We start from the raw sequence: 20092 nt of genomic DNA on the forward strand, positions 1-20092 counted from the left end.
GATCGCTAATCTCGCGTATGAACTTGTACCGCAGCGTCCGAGCGGTCGCGGACGCCGGATCGACCGGCACCGGTGTCATTGATTGGGGTTCCGTCGCCGAGTCCGCAAAGGCGGCCACAGAGCCTGGCGACATCACGCTCACTCCGGACGAGGAGGCGGGCTACGCCAACGACGTCCGGGACGCCCGCGATCGGCTTCGGACGATCGGCGAGGTTGAATTTGACCTGCCGAACGCGATCGAGGTCCAAAACCGCCACCATTGGATCGACGCCAACGTTGAAACCTTCCGGCGGGTTATGAAGCCGATCGAGGAGGAGGCCGACACACTGTTTCCGGACATCGCGCGCTCTGTTAACACCGGGACGATGGCGTTTACCCTGAGCTTTCTCTCGAAGAACGTCCTCGGGCAGTACGACCCGCTGTTGCTGGCAGACGCCGAAGAGCACGGGCTGTACTTCGTGCGGCCAAACATCCTCCGGGTCGCCGATGAGCTTCGTGTTTCCTATCCCCGGTTTCGGCGCTGGATCGCCTTCCACGAGGTCGCTCACGCTGCGGAGTTCGGCGCGGCACCGTGGCTGCCCGAATACCTCGAGAGCCGGATGCACGAGGCGGTCACCTCGATCGGCTCGATATCACTACGGTCGGCACCACTCGACAGCCAGCCGTTAAAAGAGCTGAACGTCGCGATGACGGCTGTCGAGGGCTATGCAGAACTGCTCATGGATCGAGCGTTCGACGACGACTACACCGATCTCCGCCGGAAGCTTGACGCGAGACGGCGAGGTGGGGGGCCGATCGCCAGGGTCATGCGCCGACTGCTCGGGTTGGGAATCAAACGCCAGCAGTACGAACGCGGCGCACGCTTTTTTGAGGCAGTCGCGGACGCTCGCGGGATCGGCGCTGCGAGTGTTGTGTGGGCCGATCCAGCAAATCTGCCAACCGACGCGGAGATCGACGATCCTGCGGCGTGGCTCCGCCGGGTCGACCCGTAAGTTGCCGACGACGGCCAGTCAGCCCTCAAATTCGAGGCCAGTAATCTCAAATCGAGCCCTGCCTGCAGAGCCTTCGGTCACGGTGATCGCTCAGCCGTGGGCGGTGACGATTTCGCGTACGATGCTCAGCCCGAACCCAGTCCCGCTCGGTGTCGTCGAGTGTCCAGGATCGGACATCGACTCACGGCGATCGACCGGCACGCTCAGGCCGTAGTCGGCCAGCATTAGAGTACCGTTTGCAACTCTTTGCAAGAGCCACCTCGAAATACAGTCTGAGAGAACGTGAACCGGCAGTTCCTGCAAAGTGGGAAGATAATTGCAAACGCTACTATATTCCAGACACCACCACGAGCGCGCTGATCCGATCGCCGTTCGCATCCGATCGGCCGGGAGCGGCGTCGTTCACAAAGTACGATTATTTCCGAACATGGCTACCTATAGCTTATGTAGGTGTTCACGTGTCACCGCCTGAGAACAGGGTAGCGTAACTGCTACAAAATTCAATAGTATTAAGTAGTAAACAGTATAATATAATTACATGCCCCGGTCGTACTCCGTGGGAGAATTTGCTGATGAACTCGGAGTCCACACCCAAACCGTCAAAAACTGGTGCCGTGAGGAAAAAATCGACTACACACGAACACCTGGCGGCCACCGGCGTATCCCCCATCGCGAACTCTTGCGACTCTCTGGAGACACACAACAGACCGATAAAGTCGCTATTTACGGCCGAGTTTCAGGCCACGCACAAAAACAAGACGGCGACCTCGACCGACAACTCGAATCGCTTACCAAATACGCACATGACCGCGGCTGGAGTATCGAGAACACATACTCCGACGTTGGAAGCGGTCTCAACGAGAATCGTCGTGGGCTGAACAACCTCCTAGACGACGCAAACAACGCTGACTACGGCCGCGTTCTCGTCACGTACCAAGATCGACTCACCAGATTCGGGTTCTCCTACCTCGAACGCCTCCTCAACCAGTACGGGGTTGAAATCACGGTCATCAACGAAGAAACTGACAAAACTGCACACGAAGAACTCGTAGATGACTTGCTCCAGCTCGTCGCCAGTTTCGCAGGCAAACTCTACGGAATGCGGTCTTCGAAACGCAATCAACTCGTCGAAACTGTGCAAACAGCGGTGGATACTGATGAGTAATCACCTCTCACTCCCGATTCGCCTCCCCTTCGAAGGACAAGAGCGCCACGCTCGATTAGACGCACTCACAACCACCGTCGCAAACACGCTCATTGAGACGTACTGGAGGGCTGAACACCTGTCAGGAATTGACGAATACGCATACCGAGCGTGGAAATACTTTGACGAAGCCGAAGCCTTCACAGACATTGACTGCTATCTCCCATCACGGTACAAGCGGTGTATCCTGCAGAAAGTCGGCGAGACACTTCGGAGTCACGCCGACAAGCGCAACGCATTCCAGTCAATCAAATCCGTTCTCTCTGACCGCAAGATCCGACGCATCGACACCCGTCGAATCAAAACCCAACTCTGGGACGCTGGAGAATACCTCACATCGGGGTATGTCGACGTGCTCATCGGACAGCTCAACTCCTACTACGACAAACACGGGCGATTCCCCGAGACGTACTTCGATCTCCAAGCGTGCCCATCGTACGCAAAAGGCGTCCTCCCGTACTCCGCAGACGATGGCCCCACCTCGGGACAGGCGGTAAAGTACACATACGACGAAGACACCCAGATACTCACGGTCAAACTCAAAACCCCAGATACACTCGAACCGGAAACTCGTGGCGATTGGACGTGGACAGAACACGAACTGGAAGGATATGACGCGTTCGACGACCTGCTTGACCATGGCAGTCTCTCTGCTCCCTCGTTTCAACCCACACAGACCAAAACCGGAGAGACATACTACGAACTTGCGTTCCCCGTCGAAATTGAACACCAAGAGAAATCAGACGACGTGGAAACCGTCGTCGCCATTGACAGCGGTCTCCGAAAAGACGCGACTGCAATCGTTATGAACGAGGATGGCAAACAACGGTCGGTCCCGTATTTCATCCAGAACACAGAACGAGACAGGATGCAGAATCTCGCTCACGAACGCAACCAAATCAACGCCAAACTCGCACACTTGCGTCGAAACGGACGCGACCACACAGACTCGTTCAAACACGTGCAAGCAGAATATGAGCGAGTCAACAACAAGATCCGCCACAAGCGTGAACAACTCGTCCACGACGTTGCGAACCAAGTCCTCGCACTCGCGTTGGTGTACGACGTGGATGCGATCGTTCACGAAGACCTGCGGAGTCTCTCGCCACCGCGCGGCGAGGGACAACTCTCGTGGGAACTCTCCTCATGGGCACGCCGGGAAATTATTGAAAAGATCGAGTACCGGGCGGAAATCGTTGGACTACACGTAGACCGTGTGCATCCAGAGAACACGTCCCGATCGTGTCCTCGATGCGGCTCGACAGGCCACACGACGAAATCACCGGAGCACTCGTTCGAGGTGTGGTGGGGCGGGCATTTCCGCTGTGACAACGCTCGGTGTGGCTTCGAAGCCGACCGTGACTACGTTGGGGCTGTCAATGTGGCTCGGGTGTTCTTCAGCGACACCGGCTCGCTGCAACACGAGTTCACGTCTTCCTATACGGGAGACGCTGAAATCGTGCCAGCGAGCCGTTCCGCTGGAGAGCAACGAACTGCGTTTCGATCCACGTCAGAATCAGATTCTGACGGTGGCACGCGTCTCACGTTCGGTGGCGCGCCTGTAGCGTTTACCGGACAGTCGGAGCAAGAGGTGACTGCTGGTGGCGGGTAGTGCGTGATAGCGCCCGCTGTCACCCCGACAGAGACGAAAACCAATAGTAGCAACCCTTCTGCATCAAGCCCAGCGATGCTTGGCGTGACCCGTTTTACACGAGTCACTACCAATTGCTACGGAAAATAGGAACGGTGCAACTGGGGATTCAGGTGTTCACAGCCGGTAGTAAAACTTCTGGAGGTTTCGTAATACAAACCACAAAAGGACGGCACCAAAGATGAGTCCGCCGACGAAGACAGCGGCGACCTGTTCGATCGTCGGGTCGATCTGGAGGCTCATGAGTACCGCTGAGACCGCGACCAACAGCACAAATCCGTATTTGAGCCGCCGGTTTGCGATATCGCGTTCTTCGGCAGTGATGCTCGGACCGACCATCAGCAGCCACCGTGTTCGTGCTCACCTTCGGACCCGAACAACACATCCGCATCTGATCGCTCAGTCTCGGGCTTGCCCCGATCGACCGGAACAGATACATGGAGACTCACGAACTGCCAGCGATCGACCGGTTCGCGATATTCGAGTGTCCCAGTCCACCGAGTGTCGTAGGATTCATCGGTTCCGGTCGGATCGTCGTGCCACGAGAGCCGGACCTCGTCGTGAAACCACGCGAACGCGTCGCGTTCGGTGACGCGGAGGCTGTTGCTTTCGACAGTCCACTCGCTCGTCCGATCGGTCTGGCTGCTCAGGCCGTCGGCGATGTCGGCATAGCCGACGAGTGTCTCCTCGATTCCGAGTTTGACCGCCTGCGGGTCCTCGCTGAAAAAGGGAGTGAGCGGCTCGCCGCGGCGCAGTGTCTCGTAGTACGTTTCGATCGTCTCGTGCGGCGAGTCAGTTGGGGAAAACGGCGAATCAGGGTCTATCGACTCATCGCGGCTCATTTCAGTGGAACCCGCGATCGACGCCGTCCTCGTCGATGAGATCGTCGAGTTCAGCGCTCAACAGCGATTCAGCCTCTTCGAAGGTGTCCGAGAGGGTGTCGAGCCGATCGGGCCGATCCGAGAGTTCGAACTCCATCGGCCCGTAGGCAGGACTCTCGATCGCGTCCATCACGTCGGTAAAGAGGTCATCAGGCGTTGTCGGTGCTTCTGAGTGAACCCGCAATGTCTCGGTGAGCCGCTTTGCCATCGTCTCTGCTTGGTCTTCGTCTTCCGGGGGCTTGCGAACGGCAAATCGGCCCCCGTCATCGCGGCCCGGTAAGAGCGGATCGAGCTCGTCGTCGATCCGGCGGGCGACCTTGGCACCGACGCCTTTGACCTCGTAGGGGTTTTTCGCGTACGTCTTGAGCTGGTAGACGCCGATCGCGGGGTGGCCGAGAAAGAGATCTTCGCCGACACCCTGACGACGCTGTCCGGCGATCGCACGCCAGCCGTCGGGATCTTCCGATCCGTCCGTTACGTCCGCGAGGATATCCTGCCAGTCTCGAACGCGCATACGTTGGTGTACAACGGGCGATCGTATGAGAATGTCGATCGCGGTGGGACCTGCGTCGATGCACTGTCGATCGCAGGGGGATCTGCGACGGCGTGTATTGTTGTGACTCGTATCAAGACGAGCGAAATATAGTAACATTTACAATTATTTTCCACTTCGCAGGAACTGCTGGTTCACGCACTCTGGGACTACATTTCGAGATAGCTGTTGCAAAGAGTTGCAAACGATACTATAGTTGTCTACGTCCGTTGTCACAAGACGTGGCGATAGATACAACGCGCGGGTTTTATACCGTGCTTCTCTCGAACACCGAACTCCTGTTTTTGTGCAATCCACCTATGGATTTTCTCAGCATGTTCGGAGAGACCCCTGGTTGATTCAGCAAGGTCACCCGGGCATTCATGACGTGCAAAGATCGAGAAATCAATCTTACTTGTAATAATACTATCTGGCTTGCAAAGACTTATCATCCTGCTCTCATCACTACATGCTGTAGGTGCATTAGTTGAACACTATATAATGGACTGTGGGGGCAAGGAAACTCAGAACACAAATGAACTACCTGGACTGCAACCACGACGACACGTCCATTCGAGACACGAAAATGATAGAAAATATCCTAACCGACACAACTGCGATCGGACACACCAGACCGATGTTGGATAGTGACAGAGCCAGCCCAACGCTAGCGGTTACGTTTGAGGTGACCCGCGATGAGTAAAAGCGAGGATACAAACACAAGTACAGCCACAGATACAGAGACGGACATCTTCTCAGAGAGAAAACAGCTGAAGCCCTACGAGTATAGCGACTTTCTCGACTACGTTGAGGCGATACGGAACAGCTACTGGGTACACACAGAATTCAATTTCGATGGGGACGTCCAAGATTTCAAGGTCAACACAACCCCGGTTGAGCAGACCGTAATCAAACGGACGATGTTGGCGATTGCGCAGATTGAGGTGCAAGTGAAGACGTTCTGGGCGGATATCTACAAGGAGATGCCCAAGGCCGAAGTTGGGAATGTGGGCATGACTTTTGCAGAGAGTGAAGTACGGCATATGGACGCCTACAGTCACCTCCTCGATATTTTGGGGATAACAGACGATTTCGAACAGGTAACTGCGGTGCCAGCGATGAAAAAGCGAATCGAGTATCTCGATGCGTATCTGAAAAAAAGTGACGGTGACGACAAACAGGAGTATGTAATGGGCATCCTGCTGTTCAGCACCTTTGTCGAGCATGTGTCGCTGTTCAGCCAGTTCCTAATAATGACGAGCTTCGATAAGCACGAAAAGAGATTCAAGGGGATAGCGAACGCTGTCGAAGCAACCAGCAAAGAAGAGCAGATTCACGGTCTGTTCGGGGTCGAACTGGTGGAAACAATCAGAGCGGAGAATCCGGACCTCTTCGATGATGACTTTGCGGAAGATATCCAAGAGGCCTGTCGACAGGCCTACGAAGCGGAAATGGAGATTCTGGATTGGATATTCAGTGATGGCGAGCTAGAGTTCCTTCCACGGGCACATGTTGATGCGTTTCTGCGAGACCGGTTCAATCAGAGCCTAGAAAATGTCGATGTGGAATCGATATTCGAGACGGATGATGACCTGCTTGCGGAGACGCGCTGGTTCGATGAGGACATTATGATGACGAAGGATAACGACTTCTTCAGTAAACGGTCAACCACGTACAACAAACACACACAAAGCGTTACCGCCGAGGACATATTCTAACAATGGCACAAACAGCACTCGATCGAGTTGAGGCACAGCACGAAGAACCGTTCTACTGGCTGAACGAGGACAGTAGGGCATTTCTCAGAGAAGGATATCTAATTGAGGGTGTCGAAGCGGAAGAGCGGGTCAGACAGATCGCAGAACGCGCCGAAGAGATCCTCGATGACGAGGGCTTCGCAGACAAGTTCTACGAGTACATGAGCCGTGGCTTCTATAGTCTCGCCAGCCCAGTGTGGTCCAACTTCGGATTAGACAGAGGCCTTCCGATCAGTTGCTTCGGCAGCTACATGGAAGATACCATAGAGAGTATTCTCTACACTCAAGCCGAGGTGGGTGAGATGACCAAGTTGGGTGGCGGTACGAGCGGCTACTTCGGTGACCTGCGACCACGAGGTACCCCGATAACGAACAACGGCAAGAGTAACGGGAGTTACAGTTTCACAGAACTGTTCGACACGATCATCACCGTCATCAGCCAGGGTGAAACCCGGAGAGGGCAATTTGCGGGCTATATCGACGTTGAACACGATGACCTGGAAGAATGGCTTAACATCAAAACCGAAGGAGACCCTGTGCAGGACATCTACTATGGCGTCATCATCGGTGATGACTGGTTCCAGGCGATGATTGACGGCGACACAGAGAAACGAGAGACGTGGGCAAAAATTATTGAAACCCGGATCAACATCGGCGTCCCATATATTATTTTCCGGGGGAACATGAATGAGGGAAAACCACAGGTGTACAAAGACAAGGACTATCAAATAAACGCGTCCAATCTGTGTACCGAGATCGCACTGCCAGCCACGCCAGATGAGAGCTTTGTCTGCTGTCTCTCAAGCATGAACGCCCTCCAATACGACGACTGGAAAGAGACCGATGCAGTGGAGACACTGACGCGGTTTTTAGACGCAGTGATGGAGGAGTTCATCCAGAAGGCAGATGGGGTACAGTTCATGGAGCGGGCTGTGCGGTTTGCGAAGCGACACCGAGCGATAGGGATCGGCGTTCTCGGGTGGCACAGCTACCTCCAGAGTAAGATGATTCCCTTCGACAGTATGGAGGCGATGCCGAAAAACGAGGAGGTGTTCCGGACGATCAAAGAGCGGAGCTACGAGGCGAGTGAAGCACTGGCCGACGAGTTTGGTGAGCCAGAGATGCTTGAGGGCTACGGCAGACGGAACACAACGACGATGAGTGTGGCTCCGACGAAATCGAGCAGTGTCATTCTGGGCCAAGTCAGTCCAAGTATTGAGCCGCTGAAGTCGAATTACTTCGTGCGAGACGGTGCGAAGCTGAAGTCAACGCAAAAAAACAGATTCCTCCAAGCGATACTGGCGGAGAGAGGCAAGGACAAGCGTGAAGTCTGGGACAGCATCGCAAACAAAGACGGGAGTGTGCAACATCTTGAGTGTCTGACGGACAAAGAGAAAGAGGTCTTCAAAACCTTCGCTGAGATACCACAGATGGCGATCATCAATCAGGCGGCGCAGCGACAGAAGCACATAGACCAAGCACAGAGTGTGAACGTCTCAATCGACCCCAGTGAAGTGAGCGTCAAAGAGATCAATCAACTCTACATAGAAGCCTGGAAGAAGGGAGTCAAAAGTCTCTATTACCAAAACAGCGTGAATGCTGCACAGAAATTCAGTCGGAATATTCTTGAGTGTCGAGCCTGTGAGAGCTGATCTCTCCTAATGCGGTGAGTGCTGCGTACAGGGGTCAGTTCTTGAGGAATGCCTCGCGTGTCACGAGCGCACCCCCGCCGAGGATCAACAGGTACGTCATTGTCGTTTCGGTGCCGGTGAGTAGGTCCGTGACCCCCCAGAGAATGACGCCACCGTACAGCGCGATCCGGAACGGCCGAGAGTTCATCTTATTGTAGAAGATGCCATAAAATACGAGTCCGGCGACGTAGAGGTTCACGAACACGCTTGACACCGTATTGAGGGTGACCCCATCCGATCGGAGCAGCGCCGCGGACGTGAGAACCGACAGGACAATCAAGGCGATAACGAAGAGCCGAATGAACTTCTGGATCCCGCCTGGGAGGTCCGCGTCGCTTTGCTCTGCCATGGGCCTACTCGGAGCGAGAGGTATTTTTTTCTGCCGTCTTCGATCGACTGCCAGCGTTTTTGTACGGTCGGGCCCTGACGATGTGACAGTGGCTTCGACCCTCCGCGGCTCGATCGTCGACATCGACGGGCCCAAAACCGTTGAAACGGCACACGGCGAGCGATCGCTCGCGGAGTTCACCCTCCGCGTAGACGATCAAAACGTGGGATCGGCACCCGCTCGGGACGACCCGATCGTAACCGATGGGCTCACAACGGCGACCGTCTGGGGCAAGTGGGCCGAAACAGCATCGTACGCCGAAGCGGGGATGGAACTGCTCGTCACCGATCCCAAAGAACGCGAGTACAACGGCGAGACGAAATACGGCACCCAAAAGACGTCCTACGTCGTGCTCGAACCCGGCTTTCTCGTAAACGTTACCGACATCCGCTACTGGGTGAGCTGTCCCCGCGAGTACTACCTGAACAAGCTCTCAAGCGTCCCGCTGAAATATCCCGTCATCAAGGGGACGATCGTCCACGAGGTGTTCGGCGACTTGCTTCGTGGCCGAGACCTCGATGAGTCGATCGCCGATCGGGTCGAGGAGGCCGCCCTCGAACTCGGTCTGCTCGGCTACGAACCCAAAGAGGTCGAAGACGAGGTGCGGCGCAACGCCGCGGCGATCGAAGGCTGGCTCGCACAGGGCACGCTCACCGAAGAGGACAACTGGCGATCCGAGTACACGCTCATCAGCCCGACGTTCGGACTGAAAGGCCGTGCAGACGCACTGAGGCGTGGGATGCCTGTCGAACTAAAGACCGGCAAGAACACCGGACGAGAACCGCGCTTTCAGGACAAGATCCAGGCGGCTTGTTACGCGCTCATGCTCGAAGAGCGCGGCGTGCCGGTCAACACTGGAACCCTACTGTACACAAAGAACAGCGCCCTCGAGCGGACCGAGGAATCGGGGGACCTCTCGCCAGCCAAGGAGTTCTCGATCGGCCGCGGGCTCTTACAGTACGTTGTCCGCTGTCGGAACCACCTCGCGGCGATGGAGGCTGCTGGCGAAATTCCAACGGGATACGAGGCCGACGCGAAGTGTGAGTACTGTTTCGTCCAGGATACCTGTATGGTCGTCTCCGGGCGATTAGACCAGCGATCGAAGGCCGGTGCGATCGGCTCATCGCTGCCGGATGCAGAACAGGCGTACTTCGAGCGATTCTACGAGGCGATCGAGGCCGAACGCGAGACTGTTCACGCCGAGTACCGCAAACTCTGGGAGCAAACCGCGGCCGAACGCGCCGCGGACGATCGCGCGCTGATCGGACTCACATACGAGGGCAAAGAGCCGATCGACGGCAACCGCTGGCGGCTCCGCGCGCGATCGACGACCGACGCAGTTTCGAAGCTCAGAGAAGGCGACGTGGCGCTCGCGAGCGACGGCAACCCGGTCGCCGGGCACGCAGAACTCTGTCGGATCGAGCGGCTGGGCGAAGAGATCACCGTGACGACCGACGAGCCAGTCGAAGTTCGCCGCCTCGACGTGTACCCCACAGAGTTGTCCGTCGATCGGATGCTGTCGGCGTTGCACGACGGACTGCTCAAACGCAGTCCCGATCGCAAGGACGTTCTCTTCGAGCGACGGGAGCCCGAATTTAGCGGTGAGAAGCGGACGTATATTGACAACAATCCCGCCCAGAACGAGGCGGTGAACCTCGGCATGCGAGCCGACGACTGTGCGTTGATTCACGGGCCACCGGGGACCGGCAAGACGTACACGATCGCACGGCTGATTCGCGCACTCGTCGATCGAGGCGATCGCGTGTTGCTCACCGCGTTTACAAACCGCGCGGTCGACAACGCCCTCGAAGCCCTGCGCGAGCAAGGCTTCGAAGACGCTGTTCGCGTCGGCACGAAATCCGGGATTCGATCGGACATGCTCGACCTCCGGTTAGAGACCCGCGGCGACCCACACACGCAGGCAAAACAGCTCCGTGACGCGCCGGTCGTCGCGGCGACGACGACCTCGTGTGGTTCGCGGGTGCTGGCCGAGGAGACGTTCGACGTAGCGCTCGTCGACGAAGCCTCACAGCTGACTGAGCCGGCGACGCTCGCGGCGATCAACCTCGCCGATCGGTTCGTCCTCGTCGGTGACCACGAACAGCTCCCGCCGGTTGTCCGAGCCGACACTGAATTACAAACCTCGCTGTTCGAGCGACTGATCGATGCCTATCCAGCTGCGTCAGTGATGCTCGATCGCCAGTATCGCATGGCCCAGCGGATTCAGGCATTCCCCTCGGTGGAATTTTACGATGGTGAACTCAGACCCGCAACGGGGGCCGTCGCAGCCCAGTCGCTGTCAGATCTCGGCGTCGACACAGCCACGCTGCCGGCAGCGATCCGCGAGCAGGTGTCGTTTGTCGATCCCGATGGGACCCGCGAGGGCAACGCCAATCCCACTGAGGCCGATCGCGTCGCCGAGATCGTTCGCGCGTACATTGACGCTGGGATCGACCCCGATGCGATCGGCGTGATCGCACCGTTTCGCGCACAGGTCGCAGAGATCTCTCGACGCGTGGATGTGACCGTTGACACAGTCGATCGCTTCCAGGGATCGAGCAAGGAGGTCATTGTCGTCTCGTTCGTCGCGACCGGCGACCTCGCGGGGCCGATTTTCGAGGATTACCGCCGGGTGAACGTCGCGCTCACGCGGGCGAAGAAGGCGCTCGTGTTGGTCGGCGATCGCGAGGCACTCGCCTCAGAGCCGTTCTACGATCGGATGCTGCAGTGGGCCGATCGGTGAACACGGACTTAATTTGATAGCCGATTGAGGAGCTAGCGGTCGTGACTACTTCTGGCTACCGCGGCGCAAGCCCATAGGGCTCTCCGCGGCGATGGCTCTCGACGAGGAGGATATACATCGCCTGGCTCCACTGGAGGTTCGAGTTCCAGCTCACCGTCCCGTCGGCATCCACGCGCTCTGGTAACAGGCCAGCAGAAGTGGTCCACTCGGCAGCGTGTTCTGAAATGTACTCCGAAACCGCATCGGGATCGAGGCCAGATTGCCACCGAACGACATCAGCGTAGGCCTCACACAGCGGCCAACCGCCGTCTTCGGCGGTTCCAGTCGGCGTGTACGTATCACCAGGGTATCGCCCGAGACATGGGGTTTCGCTTGCACACCAGGGAGGTCGATCGGCCAGCACAAGCGTCGAGGCGATTCCCTCGTCGTCAGCATCAAGGACGTTCCACGGCCAGACAGCCATGAACGCCGCGGCGTCTGGGCGTTGCGCTGGGGCGTCCCCGTGTTCAGGTTTGGCGGCCGTGATGTAGTGATCTCCGTAAGGGGTATTCTCTCGGTAACAGTACGTCTCCATGTTGTCTGCCCAGGTGTCGGCGCGTTCGCGACAGACCGCTGCGAACTCGTCGTCACCAACAGCGGTTGCCAGTTCGGCCATACAGCGGAGCCCAGCGATCGCCGAGGCGACTCCCTCCGTCGAGTAGCCCCAGACCTCCTCCCAGGGATCTTGGTGTTTCTTCGGGAAACCGTATCCGTTGTCCCACTCCAGCAGGAATCTCGCAGCGCGTTCGCTCATGTCGTAGTGCGCGTCGAGGAGGGAATCGTCGCCAGTCTCACGCCACAGGAGCCAGTGGGCGTAGATCGGCCCGCCCACCTGATCCAGTTGGAGTGCTCGCCAGTGAGGTTTACCGGTGGTGTAGTAGTTTTGCCACCACGTCCCCCGCCGATCGATTCCGCGATCGTCGCTCGTCTCCGCATCGTCGTCGGTGATCTGGACCCGATCGAGCCACTCGAGCGACTGCGTCGCCTCTTCGATCGCGCCGGCAGCCGCAAGCGCTTGGATAATGATCACCTGATCGCGCGGCCAGATGAACTTGTACGTCATGTCGTTCGGTTTGAACGCGCCGGCGATCATGGCCTGACAGTGGTCCTCCGCGCACTTGAGGCTCGTCAGTGACCGCCGGTAGCGATCGGCGACCCCGTTGTCGGTGAGCGCTCGCGACGGAAGTCCGTCGTGCCACCCCTCCCACGCGCTGGCGAAGGCGTCCTGTTCGGCGTCGTAGCCGGTGTCGAGCGCGGCTCTGGCGTGGTCGATCGCGTGCGCTTCGCTTTCGGTCGCGAATCCGATCGCGGTGAGCCACTCGACAGTGGACGCTTCGCCCGCGTAGAGGCCGAACCCCGCGTCGAGGTCGCCGGTCCCGTTTTCGGTGTTGTCGATCCATCCGTCGTTTTCTTCGTAGATGTCCGTCCACGCGCTGCGTTCGAGCCCATCTTTGACGCCAGCGTGGCCGATTCGATGGCCGTCGAACCGTTGGATTCCATTGTGGGCCTGTGCGAATGCGACGTGTCGCGTACCGTCAGTCGCAGTGAGCACGTCACAGTCGTTGGCGTGGACGACGTGTGCCGCCTGGACGGCATCAGGATGCTCGTGGCTGTGTCCGTTGATTCCAAGATTGAACACCGTAAAGAGCGTTCGCTCGTGGGCTTCGTCGAACGTCGCGCGGTTGTGGAGGAGTATCGAACACTGGTTTGAACTCGCGAGGAGTCGCTGTGTAATCGAACCCGTGGTCTCGTCGCCGAACTCGAAGTTGTTTCGGAGGTGTAGCGCCGGTACCGACGCGGAGTGCCAGTCGAGTTCGCTGTCGATCGCGTCGTTTCGCACGTCGTGGGTCTCCTCGAGATCGCCGTCCCAGACGGCCGTGTGGAGGTCGTAAAACAGTTCCACGTCGGACCGAAACGCCGAGGTCTCTTCGACGATCGCGCCCTGGTACTCGGTCCGAGGATTGTCTGCATAGCGATTCGCCGTTACGAGGACGTGTTGGCTCCGGCCCGCTGGCGAACTCGTGATCGCGTCCTTGTCGCTCGGGACCTGGAACTCGATCGGTGGCTCTTGCATGCGAATATATACCACGGCAAGTGGGAAGATACTAGTGGGGTCGTGCAGACGAGTGACCGAACGGCCAAATCCGTGCGCTACGTCCGGTCTACCGATAGGCCTACTCAACGACGACAGTGTACGGCGCTGTGGGGTGTTCGTGTCGGCCAGTGACGCCGGCACCGGTCACCGTCGCCTCGATCGGATCAATCCCTGAGAGTCGATCGGTCGGATACCACTCTCGGCCGGCAGGGACCACGACAAAGCGCGCTTCGAAGTCGCCGACCCACGCGAACGAGGGGCTCGGCGAGCCGATCGTCCCCAGTCCGATGGTTTCGATGAGCCACTCCCGAAGCGCGACAGGATCAGATCCGGGGAGTCCGACTTCGGTTACCGATCGAAGCGCCTCATTCATCAATTCGGATCGATCGGCGTGCTCATCGGCGTTTTGACCGTCAACGTCACGATCGTAGGCAAGACACTCGAGGATGTTCCCTTCCGGATCGAGAAAGTACGTGGCGTCGGCGTCGAGAAAGTCGAACCGGATCGTCGGTTCTCCCTCCACGGAAACGGGCGTCGATCGCCCGTCTAAATCCTGCCGCTGGAGGCTTTCATAAATCGCCGCCGCAGGGGCGAGCGAGCGGAATGCGAGATGGTACGGCGCGTGATCGTCCACCTCCGCAAACGACACCGCGGTGTCGGGGAGAAACGCGGTTGCGCCGTCAGCACTCGTCTCGATCGGCAGCGAGAATACACTGTGATACCACTCGGCGAGGGCGATCGGATCGCAGCTCGGGACGGTTACATGAGTGAATTGCATGATTGGTCTTCAGTCAGTCGCCGCGGACTCAGTTGTTTCGTCGATCGCCTCGCGAACCCGCGCGTGAAACGCTTGCAGGACCGCGGACTCATCTTCGGCGAGCACCACGTCGCTGGCCGCAAGCGTCGCCAATCCGAACGATCGCGGGCTCGGCGAGTCGACCTCGTGAGAGACGACCGCGAGGTCGCCGCGTGCGATCCGTTCGATCGCGTCCTCGATCGCCGAGACGTGGAGTTTGTCTTCGAGGATTTCTCGGTAGGTCTCTTCGATGACCGCGAACGAATCGAGCTCCTGGGCAAACGACAGCAGCATCTCGCTTGAGACCTGCTGTTGGGCCGCAGACTTCTCGTAGCCCTTGTAGCGTTTGAGGATCATGAGCGATCGGGTTGCGTTGATGCGGAAGTATCGCTGCAGCAGATCAGTCCCGTCGATCGCCGCCCGTAGCTCTGTGGCTACCTCGTCGGGTCCGATCGACCGGAGGATCTCAGCGATGTCGACCTTGCGGTTCAGCGGCATCTCGATCGAGAAGCCGTTGTCCGCGACCGCGACCTGGACGTTGGCAGTCGCACGCTGAGCGCAGTGGTACGCGACCAATCGAGAGAGCCCATCATTAAACCGACGACCGTACGTTGAGCGGACGTAAAACCGCCGCCGGTACGCGGTCCGGTCGAGCACCGTTTCGACGACGAGTCGATCGGGCGTGCTCATCCCTTCTGGACCGAGATACGCGCGCTGTTCTTCAATCGTTCGGGCGATCGCACGGACGCTGTTTTCGTCGATCGGGAACTCCCGCAGCCACGACCGGAGGCCTGCAATCCCGCCGGTCTCGTGGCGATCGACTGCTTCACCCTGAAACGCGGCGATCTCGCGGCCAAGATCATAAGACAGCGGTAGACGTTCTGAGAACCACGAGGGGACCGTCGGGCGAGCGCTCGTCGGATCAACGTACACCTTCGAGCCGCGACGGTAGCGGAACTCGAAGTTCCGCCCCCCGAGGACGAACACGTCGCCCGGTTCGAGGGTGTCGAGGTAATTCTCATCGAGCGATCCGACCCACTCGTCGCTCCCGCGAACAAACACCTCGCAGGTGAACGAGTCGGGGATCGTCCCGATGTTGGTCATGTAGATCACCCGCGCGAGCCGTCCGCGCTTGCCGATGAGCGGTTCGCCCACGTCGAAGTCGGGATAGTGATGCTCGCCGTCGGGGCGATCGTTGGTGTCCCGCCAGATCTTCGCGTAGACGTTTTTGTCTTCCATGCCGGGATACGACGCGGTGAGGTACCGCATGAGCGATTCCCACTCCGCATCAGTGTAGTTGCGAAACGGGTACGCGCGTTCGAGTGTCGCCCGCAGGTCGGCTTCGCGCTTGACGCCGTTTATTCCCATCCCGTAGACGTGTTGGGCGGCGACATCGGCGGCGTTTTCCGGCACGAAGACGCGATCGACAAACCCTGATTCGGCCTTCTTGAGCATCACCGCACACTCGATCAGTTCGTCGCGATCGAGCGCAATCACCCGCCCTTCAACAGTCTGGCCGAGCCGGTGACCCGCCCGGCCGATTCGCTGTAACAGCGCGGCGACAGACTTCGGCGAGCCGACCTGGACGACCAGATCGATGTGTGGCATGTCAATCCCGAGTTCGAGGCTCGTCGAGGTCGTCACCACGTCGAGGTCACCGGCTTTGAGTCCGGTTTCGATCGTCCGCCGGCGCTCCTTCGAGAGGCTGCCGTGGTGACACCCCGAGTTGTCCTCGTCGTAGGCGTCGGGGAACCGATCACGGAGGCTGTGTAACACCCGCTCTGCGCCCGATCGCGTGTTCGTGAAGACGAGCGTATTCGTGTGGGCGTCGATGAGTTCGTGGAGGCGATCGTAGAACCGCCCCTGGACGATCTCTCGAGGCGTATCAATGAGGTCGTCAGTAGGACACTCAAGTTTGATATCGAAGTCCCGAACGAACCGGGTGTCGACGATCTCACACGGTCTGGACTCCCCGGCAGGTTCCGTGCGGCCAACGAGAAACTGCGCCATCGTCGACAAGGGCTCAACAGTCGCCGAACAGCCGATCCGCGTCGGCGAGTGCTCTGTGAGCGTTTCGAGCCGTTCGAGGCTGACCGCGAGGTGCGTCCCACGCTTGTTTTCGGCGAGGCTGTGGATCTCGTCGACGATGACGTACTCGACGGTCCGTAGTTTCTCTTTGAATTTCGGGGAGTTGAGCAAGATTGCGAGGGTTTCCGGCGTCGTGTTGAGGATATGCGGGGTTTCTTTGAGCATCCGCTGGCGATCGGCGCTTTCGGTGTCGCCGTGCCGTATTGCGTGGCGGATTTCGGTGTCGATCCCGCGGGATGCGAGGCGATCGGTGATTCCCTCGAGCGGAACTGTCAGGTTGCGGTGAATGTCGTTCGCGAGCGACTTCAACGGCGAGACGTACAGACAGTACACCGAGTTCTCGAGGCCATCGGGGTCGTCGCGCTCGCGGCGAAAGAGGTCGTTGATAATCGCTGCGAACGACGAGAGCGTCTTGCCGCTGCCGGTCGGCGCACAGACGAGCGCGTTCTCGCCTTCGTCGATGAGCGGGATCGCCTCGCGTTGGGGCGGCGTAAACAGCCCCTCGTTTTGGTCCACGTACGCGCCGAACTCATCGAGCCACCACTCTTTGACCACGGGTTCAAACCGATCGAAGACGTCCTCATCGGCGATCGTGACCGTCTCTGGGTCAAACTCGAACGATCGATCGATCCCAAGCAACCGTTCACGTACGTCCATCAGAACTGTGCGAGAGTAGGGGTCGGATGGGTAAGTCAATTTGGTGTATCCCTAAATCGAGCGGCGTTGCGCGAGATCAGGTCTCTTTGGAAGAAGGTCAAATTAGCCAAATGCGTTGGATTCGTGGTGAATATCCTCGTGATATCGGTAACGAGGAAGACGACGACTCGGAGACTGAGGCGTGATCGCGGCAGTCGATACGAACGCATTCTTCGCACCGTTATCGGATGAACAGGTGGAAATCTCGCTCTTCAACGCGTGATACGCTCCCTCACTTGATGCCACAATTCAGCGATCGCAGCAGTGCCGGATATTCCAGCATTGACTGTGTATTTTGCGTGAGCTACGTTTTAAAAATATGAGATTTTGTTGAAATCCTCTGCAGGCGATATATTTTGACCCGAGTGTGGTCAATACAGGTGGCCAACCGAACACTTATTCGCTCGTTTCGCCAATTTAGAATATGGCCAGTGCAACGCGTGACGAGTCACCCGAAGAAGGAGTAGAGTTCATCCACGAAGATGACGGGAAGATTACAGCTCGTGACCTCGAAACTGGCGTTGCCTCTTTTGGAGAGACAAAAACAGAAGCACTCCGAATGCTCGCGGAAGCCCTCGAACTGCACGAGGGTGGCGGAGAGCCAGTCACTGACGAAGACCTCGAAGAGTGGGGGCTCGATGATATTGGGCCCGGCACCAAGGAGCTCCCAGAGTTTATGGGGTAGATGATCCGGACGAATTTTTCCGGGCGTGAAATCGCAGCTGTATTAATTGACCACGGATTCGTGCAGACAGGCCGCGTCGGGAGCCATCTGAAACTCCGCTACGAGTCGCCAGACACGAACGAAGTCCGTATCGTGACGGTTCCGATGAAATCGGCGGACGACATCCCAACCGGGACACTCCAGTCCATCGCTCAGCAGTGTGGCGCGAACGATTTTCACGCGTGGTGTCAGTGGATCAATCAGAATCTGTAACGCTCAGTTCGCACCGCTCATCAACCGGCTGTTTCAGTCGATACTGTGTCTGAAGTATAGGATTTCAACAGAGCCAAATATGAACAACAGTACACGGCCCCAACCGATTTGTCGATCGCCCGCCACCACCCGGTATGCACGTAACGTTTCTCGGAACCGGTGCGGCGATGCCGACGCCCGATCGCGTCCAGACCGGACTGCTCGTCGAATCTGACGATCGATCGCTGCTCGTCGACTGCGGCAGCGGGATCCTCCACCGGCTCTCACAAACTGACACGGGCTACGAGGGAATCTCGACGGTACTTTTGACCCACCACCATCTCGATCACGTCTCGGACCTGTTTGTCCTGCTCAAAGCTAGGTGGCTCGCCGGCGAGACCGATCTCGAAATCGTCGGTCCGCCGGGCACCGAGGCACTCGTCGACGGTTTGTTCGACGTGCATTCGTATCTTGACGATCGGATGGACCTAAAATTCCGCGAGATCGAACCCGGCGATCGCCACACGGTCGCAGGCTTCGCCGTCGAGGCCACGAAAACCACACACTCGATGGCGGGCAACGCCTACCGAATCGCCGAAACCCCATCCGACTCGCCACAGTTCGGCTTTAGTGGCGACACCGAGGCCGAACGATCGATCGCGGACTTCTTCGAGGGCTGTTCGCTCGTCGCACACGACTGTTCGTTCCCCGACGAGATTGACGTCTCGAACCACCCGACGCCGTCGCAGTTGGGCGAAGCGTTCGAAGACAGTACGGTCGATCGGCTCTACTTGACCCACCAGTACCCGCACACGGAGGGCAAACACGACGAGATGTGCGCCTCCGTCGCGGAGTCATTCGACGGGACTGTTCGGGTCGCCCAGGATGGGTTGCAGATCGAACTCGAGCGCTGAGTGTTTCGTCAATCGTTGGCGTAGATTGGCCTCGCTCGTCTAAAATGAATTCTACCGAGCGTTCTCGGGCGTATTAATCGTCGTCAGCGGTGTATGCCCCACCACGACGCTTGATACGGGCAACGACCAGTCGTTTGTCATTTCCATGGAAGCTCACAGAAAGGCGGAACTCCCCGATACGAATTTTCTTGTACGGGCTATTCTGGAGCGGTTCGCCGTAGTCGGGCGGGTTACGCCACGGTGAGGTGACGATCTCGTCGAGTTTGTCGAGTATCCGTTCTTGCTCGGCGGTAGAAAGCGAACCGAGGTCATTTTGGGTATTTGAGGAGAGTTCCCACGTCCACTCTTCGTCATTCATCACTCGTGCCAAACTGTTCGCGGGCCTCCGCAGCGCTCATCGTTCGTCCCTCGCGAATATCCTCCTCAGCTTCAAGCAGGGCGATAAGTTCATCGCGATCGAACGTCGGAAACTCGACGGCATCTCGAAGTGTGTACCTGATAAACTCGCTTCGGCTGTTGAATCCGCGTCCCTGCCACGTGTCGTCTATTTTCTCAAGAAACGACTCGGTGACTTTGAAATTCACCGTGACAATGTCATCCGTGCCGTTGTCGTTTGTGGCCGCTTCAGACATACGTACGTAATACGATGATCTTACCAATAGTCGTTTCGCCGGAATTCTGCTTGCTGTGTACTTCTCAGAGATTCGAT

19 protein-coding genes are annotated in these 20092 nt (G+C 58.0%); 9 read left to right on the forward strand and 10 right to left on the reverse strand.

Going from position 1 to position 20092, the window contains the following annotated elements; all coding sequences use genetic code 11:
• Window positions 1-17: 17 nt before the first annotated feature.
• The gene (locus E5K03_RS12900; protein ID WP_138007228.1) at window positions 18-992 is read left to right on the forward strand and encodes a zinc-dependent metalloprotease; all 975 of its coding nucleotides are present in this window, start codon (window positions 18-20) and stop codon (window positions 990-992) included.
• Between the two features lie 90 nt (window positions 993-1082).
• Here the strand turns inward: E5K03_RS12900 and E5K03_RS17755 are convergent, their stop codons facing one another.
• Complete coding sequence (locus E5K03_RS17755) at window positions 1083-1217, reverse strand: hypothetical protein (protein ID WP_265338735.1); 135 nt, start codon at window positions 1215-1217, stop codon at window positions 1083-1085.
• 313 nt (window positions 1218-1530) lie between these two features.
• Here E5K03_RS17755 and E5K03_RS12905 point away from each other — a divergent pair, with 313 nt between their 5' ends.
• Entirely contained in the window at window positions 1531-2157 is a 627-nt protein-coding gene (locus E5K03_RS12905) for an IS607 family transposase (protein ID WP_138007229.1), read from the forward strand.
• Window positions 2150-3808, forward strand: a complete 1659-nt coding sequence (locus E5K03_RS12910) for a zinc ribbon domain-containing protein (RefSeq protein ID WP_205743000.1) — start codon at window positions 2150-2152, stop codon at window positions 3806-3808. Before E5K03_RS12905 ends, E5K03_RS12910 begins: the two co-directional genes overlap by 8 nt.
• 156 nt (window positions 3809-3964) lie before the next feature.
• Here E5K03_RS12910 and E5K03_RS12915 read toward each other — a convergent pair whose 3' ends face one another.
• From E5K03_RS12915 to E5K03_RS12925, 3 genes are read right to left on the reverse strand one after another with little or no spacing between them, the layout of a single operon-like run.
• On the reverse strand, window positions 3965-4186 hold the full coding sequence (locus E5K03_RS12915) for a hypothetical protein (RefSeq protein ID WP_138007230.1): 222 nt from the start codon (window positions 4184-4186) through the stop codon (window positions 3965-3967).
• Complete coding sequence (locus tag E5K03_RS12920; protein WP_138007231.1) at window positions 4186-4689, reverse strand: nuclear transport factor 2 family protein; 504 nt, start codon at window positions 4687-4689, stop codon at window positions 4186-4188. Before E5K03_RS12920 ends, E5K03_RS12915 begins: the two co-directional genes overlap by 1 nt.
• A 1-nt stretch (window position 4690) precedes the next feature.
• Window positions 4691-5242 (reverse strand): hypothetical protein, encoded by a 552-nt coding sequence (locus E5K03_RS12925; RefSeq protein ID WP_138007232.1) that lies wholly within the window; start codon window positions 5240-5242, stop codon window positions 4691-4693.
• Between the two features lie 713 nt (window positions 5243-5955).
• Here E5K03_RS12925 and E5K03_RS12930 point away from each other — a divergent pair.
• Both E5K03_RS12930 and E5K03_RS12935 read left to right on the forward strand, forming a co-directional pair.
• Window positions 5956-6978, forward strand: a complete 1023-nt coding sequence (locus E5K03_RS12930; protein ID WP_138007233.1) for a ribonucleotide-diphosphate reductase subunit beta — start codon at window positions 5956-5958, stop codon at window positions 6976-6978.
• A gap of 2 nt (window positions 6979-6980) precedes the next feature.
• Complete coding sequence (locus E5K03_RS12935) at window positions 6981-8669, forward strand: ribonucleoside-diphosphate reductase subunit alpha (protein WP_138007234.1); 1689 nt, start codon at window positions 6981-6983, stop codon at window positions 8667-8669.
• Between the two features lie 34 nt (window positions 8670-8703).
• Here the strand turns inward: E5K03_RS12935 and E5K03_RS12940 are convergent, their stop codons facing one another.
• A complete protein-coding gene (locus tag E5K03_RS12940) occupies window positions 8704-9057 on the reverse strand; it encodes a hypothetical protein (RefSeq protein WP_138007235.1) in 354 nt (117 codons plus the stop codon).
• A gap of 88 nt (window positions 9058-9145) precedes the next feature.
• Between E5K03_RS12940 and E5K03_RS12945 the strand changes: the two genes are divergently transcribed.
• Window positions 9146-11839, forward strand: coding sequence for an AAA domain-containing protein (locus tag E5K03_RS12945; RefSeq protein WP_240730025.1), 2694 nt, complete (start codon window positions 9146-9148; stop codon window positions 11837-11839).
• Between the two features lie 55 nt (window positions 11840-11894).
• On the opposite strand, the gene E5K03_RS12950 is transcribed toward E5K03_RS12945, so the two are convergent.
• From E5K03_RS12950 to E5K03_RS12960, 3 genes are all read right to left on the reverse strand, one after another.
• The gene (locus E5K03_RS12950) at window positions 11895-13952 is read right to left on the reverse strand and encodes a glycoside hydrolase family 15 protein (protein ID WP_138007237.1); all 2058 of its coding nucleotides are present in this window, start codon (window positions 13950-13952) and stop codon (window positions 11895-11897) included.
• 100 nt (window positions 13953-14052) lie between these two features.
• The gene (locus E5K03_RS12955; protein WP_138007238.1) at window positions 14053-14751 is read right to left on the reverse strand and encodes a VOC family protein; all 699 of its coding nucleotides are present in this window, start codon (window positions 14749-14751) and stop codon (window positions 14053-14055) included.
• A 9-nt stretch (window positions 14752-14760) separates the two neighbouring features.
• Complete coding sequence (locus E5K03_RS12960; RefSeq protein ID WP_138007239.1) at window positions 14761-17514, reverse strand: ATP-dependent helicase; 2754 nt, start codon at window positions 17512-17514, stop codon at window positions 14761-14763.
• Between the two features lie 463 nt (window positions 17515-17977).
• Between E5K03_RS12960 and E5K03_RS12965 the strand changes: the two genes are divergently transcribed.
• From E5K03_RS12965 to E5K03_RS12975, 3 genes are all read left to right on the forward strand, one after another.
• A complete protein-coding gene (locus E5K03_RS12965; protein ID WP_138007240.1) occupies window positions 17978-18238 on the forward strand; it encodes a type II toxin-antitoxin system HicB family antitoxin in 261 nt (86 codons plus the stop codon).
• On the forward strand, window positions 18239-18490 hold the full coding sequence (locus tag E5K03_RS12970) for a type II toxin-antitoxin system HicA family toxin (RefSeq protein WP_138007241.1): 252 nt from the start codon (window positions 18239-18241) through the stop codon (window positions 18488-18490). It abuts the gene before it with no gap.
• Window positions 18491-18624: 134 nt separating this feature from the next.
• Window positions 18625-19383 (forward strand): MBL fold metallo-hydrolase, encoded by a 759-nt coding sequence (locus tag E5K03_RS12975; protein WP_138007242.1) that lies wholly within the window; start codon window positions 18625-18627, stop codon window positions 19381-19383.
• 73 nt (window positions 19384-19456) lie between these two features.
• Here E5K03_RS12975 and E5K03_RS12980 read toward each other — a convergent pair whose 3' ends face one another.
• Window positions 19457-19741, reverse strand: coding sequence for a type II toxin-antitoxin system RelE family toxin (locus tag E5K03_RS12980; protein WP_138007243.1), 285 nt, complete (start codon window positions 19739-19741; stop codon window positions 19457-19459).
• A complete protein-coding gene (locus tag E5K03_RS12985; protein WP_138007244.1) occupies window positions 19734-20015 on the reverse strand; it encodes a ribbon-helix-helix domain-containing protein in 282 nt (93 codons plus the stop codon). Before E5K03_RS12985 ends, E5K03_RS12980 begins: the two co-directional genes overlap by 8 nt.
• Window positions 20016-20092 lie beyond the last annotated feature (77 nt).

Source organism: Halalkalirubrum salinum (assembly GCF_005543295.1).
Lineage (GTDB): Archaea > Halobacteriota > Halobacteria > Halobacteriales > Haloferacaceae > Halalkalirubrum > Halalkalirubrum salinum.

Excerpts from the sequence above, each read along its gene's own strand:
- E5K03_RS12900 (WP_138007228.1), top strand. The coding sequence starts at position 18 with ATGAACTTGTACCGCAGCGTCCGAGCGGTCGCGGACGCCGGATCGACC.
- E5K03_RS17755 (WP_265338735.1), bottom strand. The coding sequence starts at position 1,217 with ATGCTGGCCGACTACGGCCTGAGCGTGCCGGTCGATCGCCGTGAGTCG.
- E5K03_RS12905 (WP_138007229.1), top strand. The coding sequence starts at position 1,531 with ATGCCCCGGTCGTACTCCGTGGGAGAATTTGCTGATGAACTCGGAGTC.
- E5K03_RS12910 (WP_205743000.1), top strand. The coding sequence starts at position 2,150 with ATGAGTAATCACCTCTCACTCCCGATTCGCCTCCCCTTCGAAGGACAA.
- E5K03_RS12915 (WP_138007230.1), bottom strand. The coding sequence starts at position 4,186 with ATGGTCGGTCCGAGCATCACTGCCGAAGAACGCGATATCGCAAACCGG.
- E5K03_RS12920 (WP_138007231.1), bottom strand. The coding sequence starts at position 4,689 with ATGAGCCGCGATGAGTCGATAGACCCTGATTCGCCGTTTTCCCCAACT.
- E5K03_RS12925 (WP_138007232.1), bottom strand. The coding sequence starts at position 5,242 with ATGCGCGTTCGAGACTGGCAGGATATCCTCGCGGACGTAACGGACGGA.
- E5K03_RS12930 (WP_138007233.1), top strand. The coding sequence starts at position 5,956 with ATGAGTAAAAGCGAGGATACAAACACAAGTACAGCCACAGATACAGAG.
- E5K03_RS12935 (WP_138007234.1), top strand. The coding sequence starts at position 6,981 with ATGGCACAAACAGCACTCGATCGAGTTGAGGCACAGCACGAAGAACCG.
- E5K03_RS12940 (WP_138007235.1), bottom strand. The coding sequence starts at position 9,057 with ATGGCAGAGCAAAGCGACGCGGACCTCCCAGGCGGGATCCAGAAGTTC.
- E5K03_RS12950 (WP_138007237.1), bottom strand. The coding sequence starts at position 13,952 with ATGCAAGAGCCACCGATCGAGTTCCAGGTCCCGAGCGACAAGGACGCG.
- E5K03_RS12955 (WP_138007238.1), bottom strand. The coding sequence starts at position 14,751 with ATGCAATTCACTCATGTAACCGTCCCGAGCTGCGATCCGATCGCCCTC.
- E5K03_RS12960 (WP_138007239.1), bottom strand. The coding sequence starts at position 17,514 with ATGGACGTACGTGAACGGTTGCTTGGGATCGATCGATCGTTCGAGTTT.
- E5K03_RS12965 (WP_138007240.1), top strand. The coding sequence starts at position 17,978 with ATGGCCAGTGCAACGCGTGACGAGTCACCCGAAGAAGGAGTAGAGTTC.
- E5K03_RS12970 (WP_138007241.1), top strand. The coding sequence starts at position 18,239 with ATGATCCGGACGAATTTTTCCGGGCGTGAAATCGCAGCTGTATTAATT.
- E5K03_RS12975 (WP_138007242.1), top strand. The coding sequence starts at position 18,625 with ATGCACGTAACGTTTCTCGGAACCGGTGCGGCGATGCCGACGCCCGAT.
- E5K03_RS12980 (WP_138007243.1), bottom strand. The coding sequence starts at position 19,741 with ATGAATGACGAAGAGTGGACGTGGGAACTCTCCTCAAATACCCAAAAT.
- E5K03_RS12985 (WP_138007244.1), bottom strand. The coding sequence starts at position 20,015 with ATGTCTGAAGCGGCCACAAACGACAACGGCACGGATGACATTGTCACG.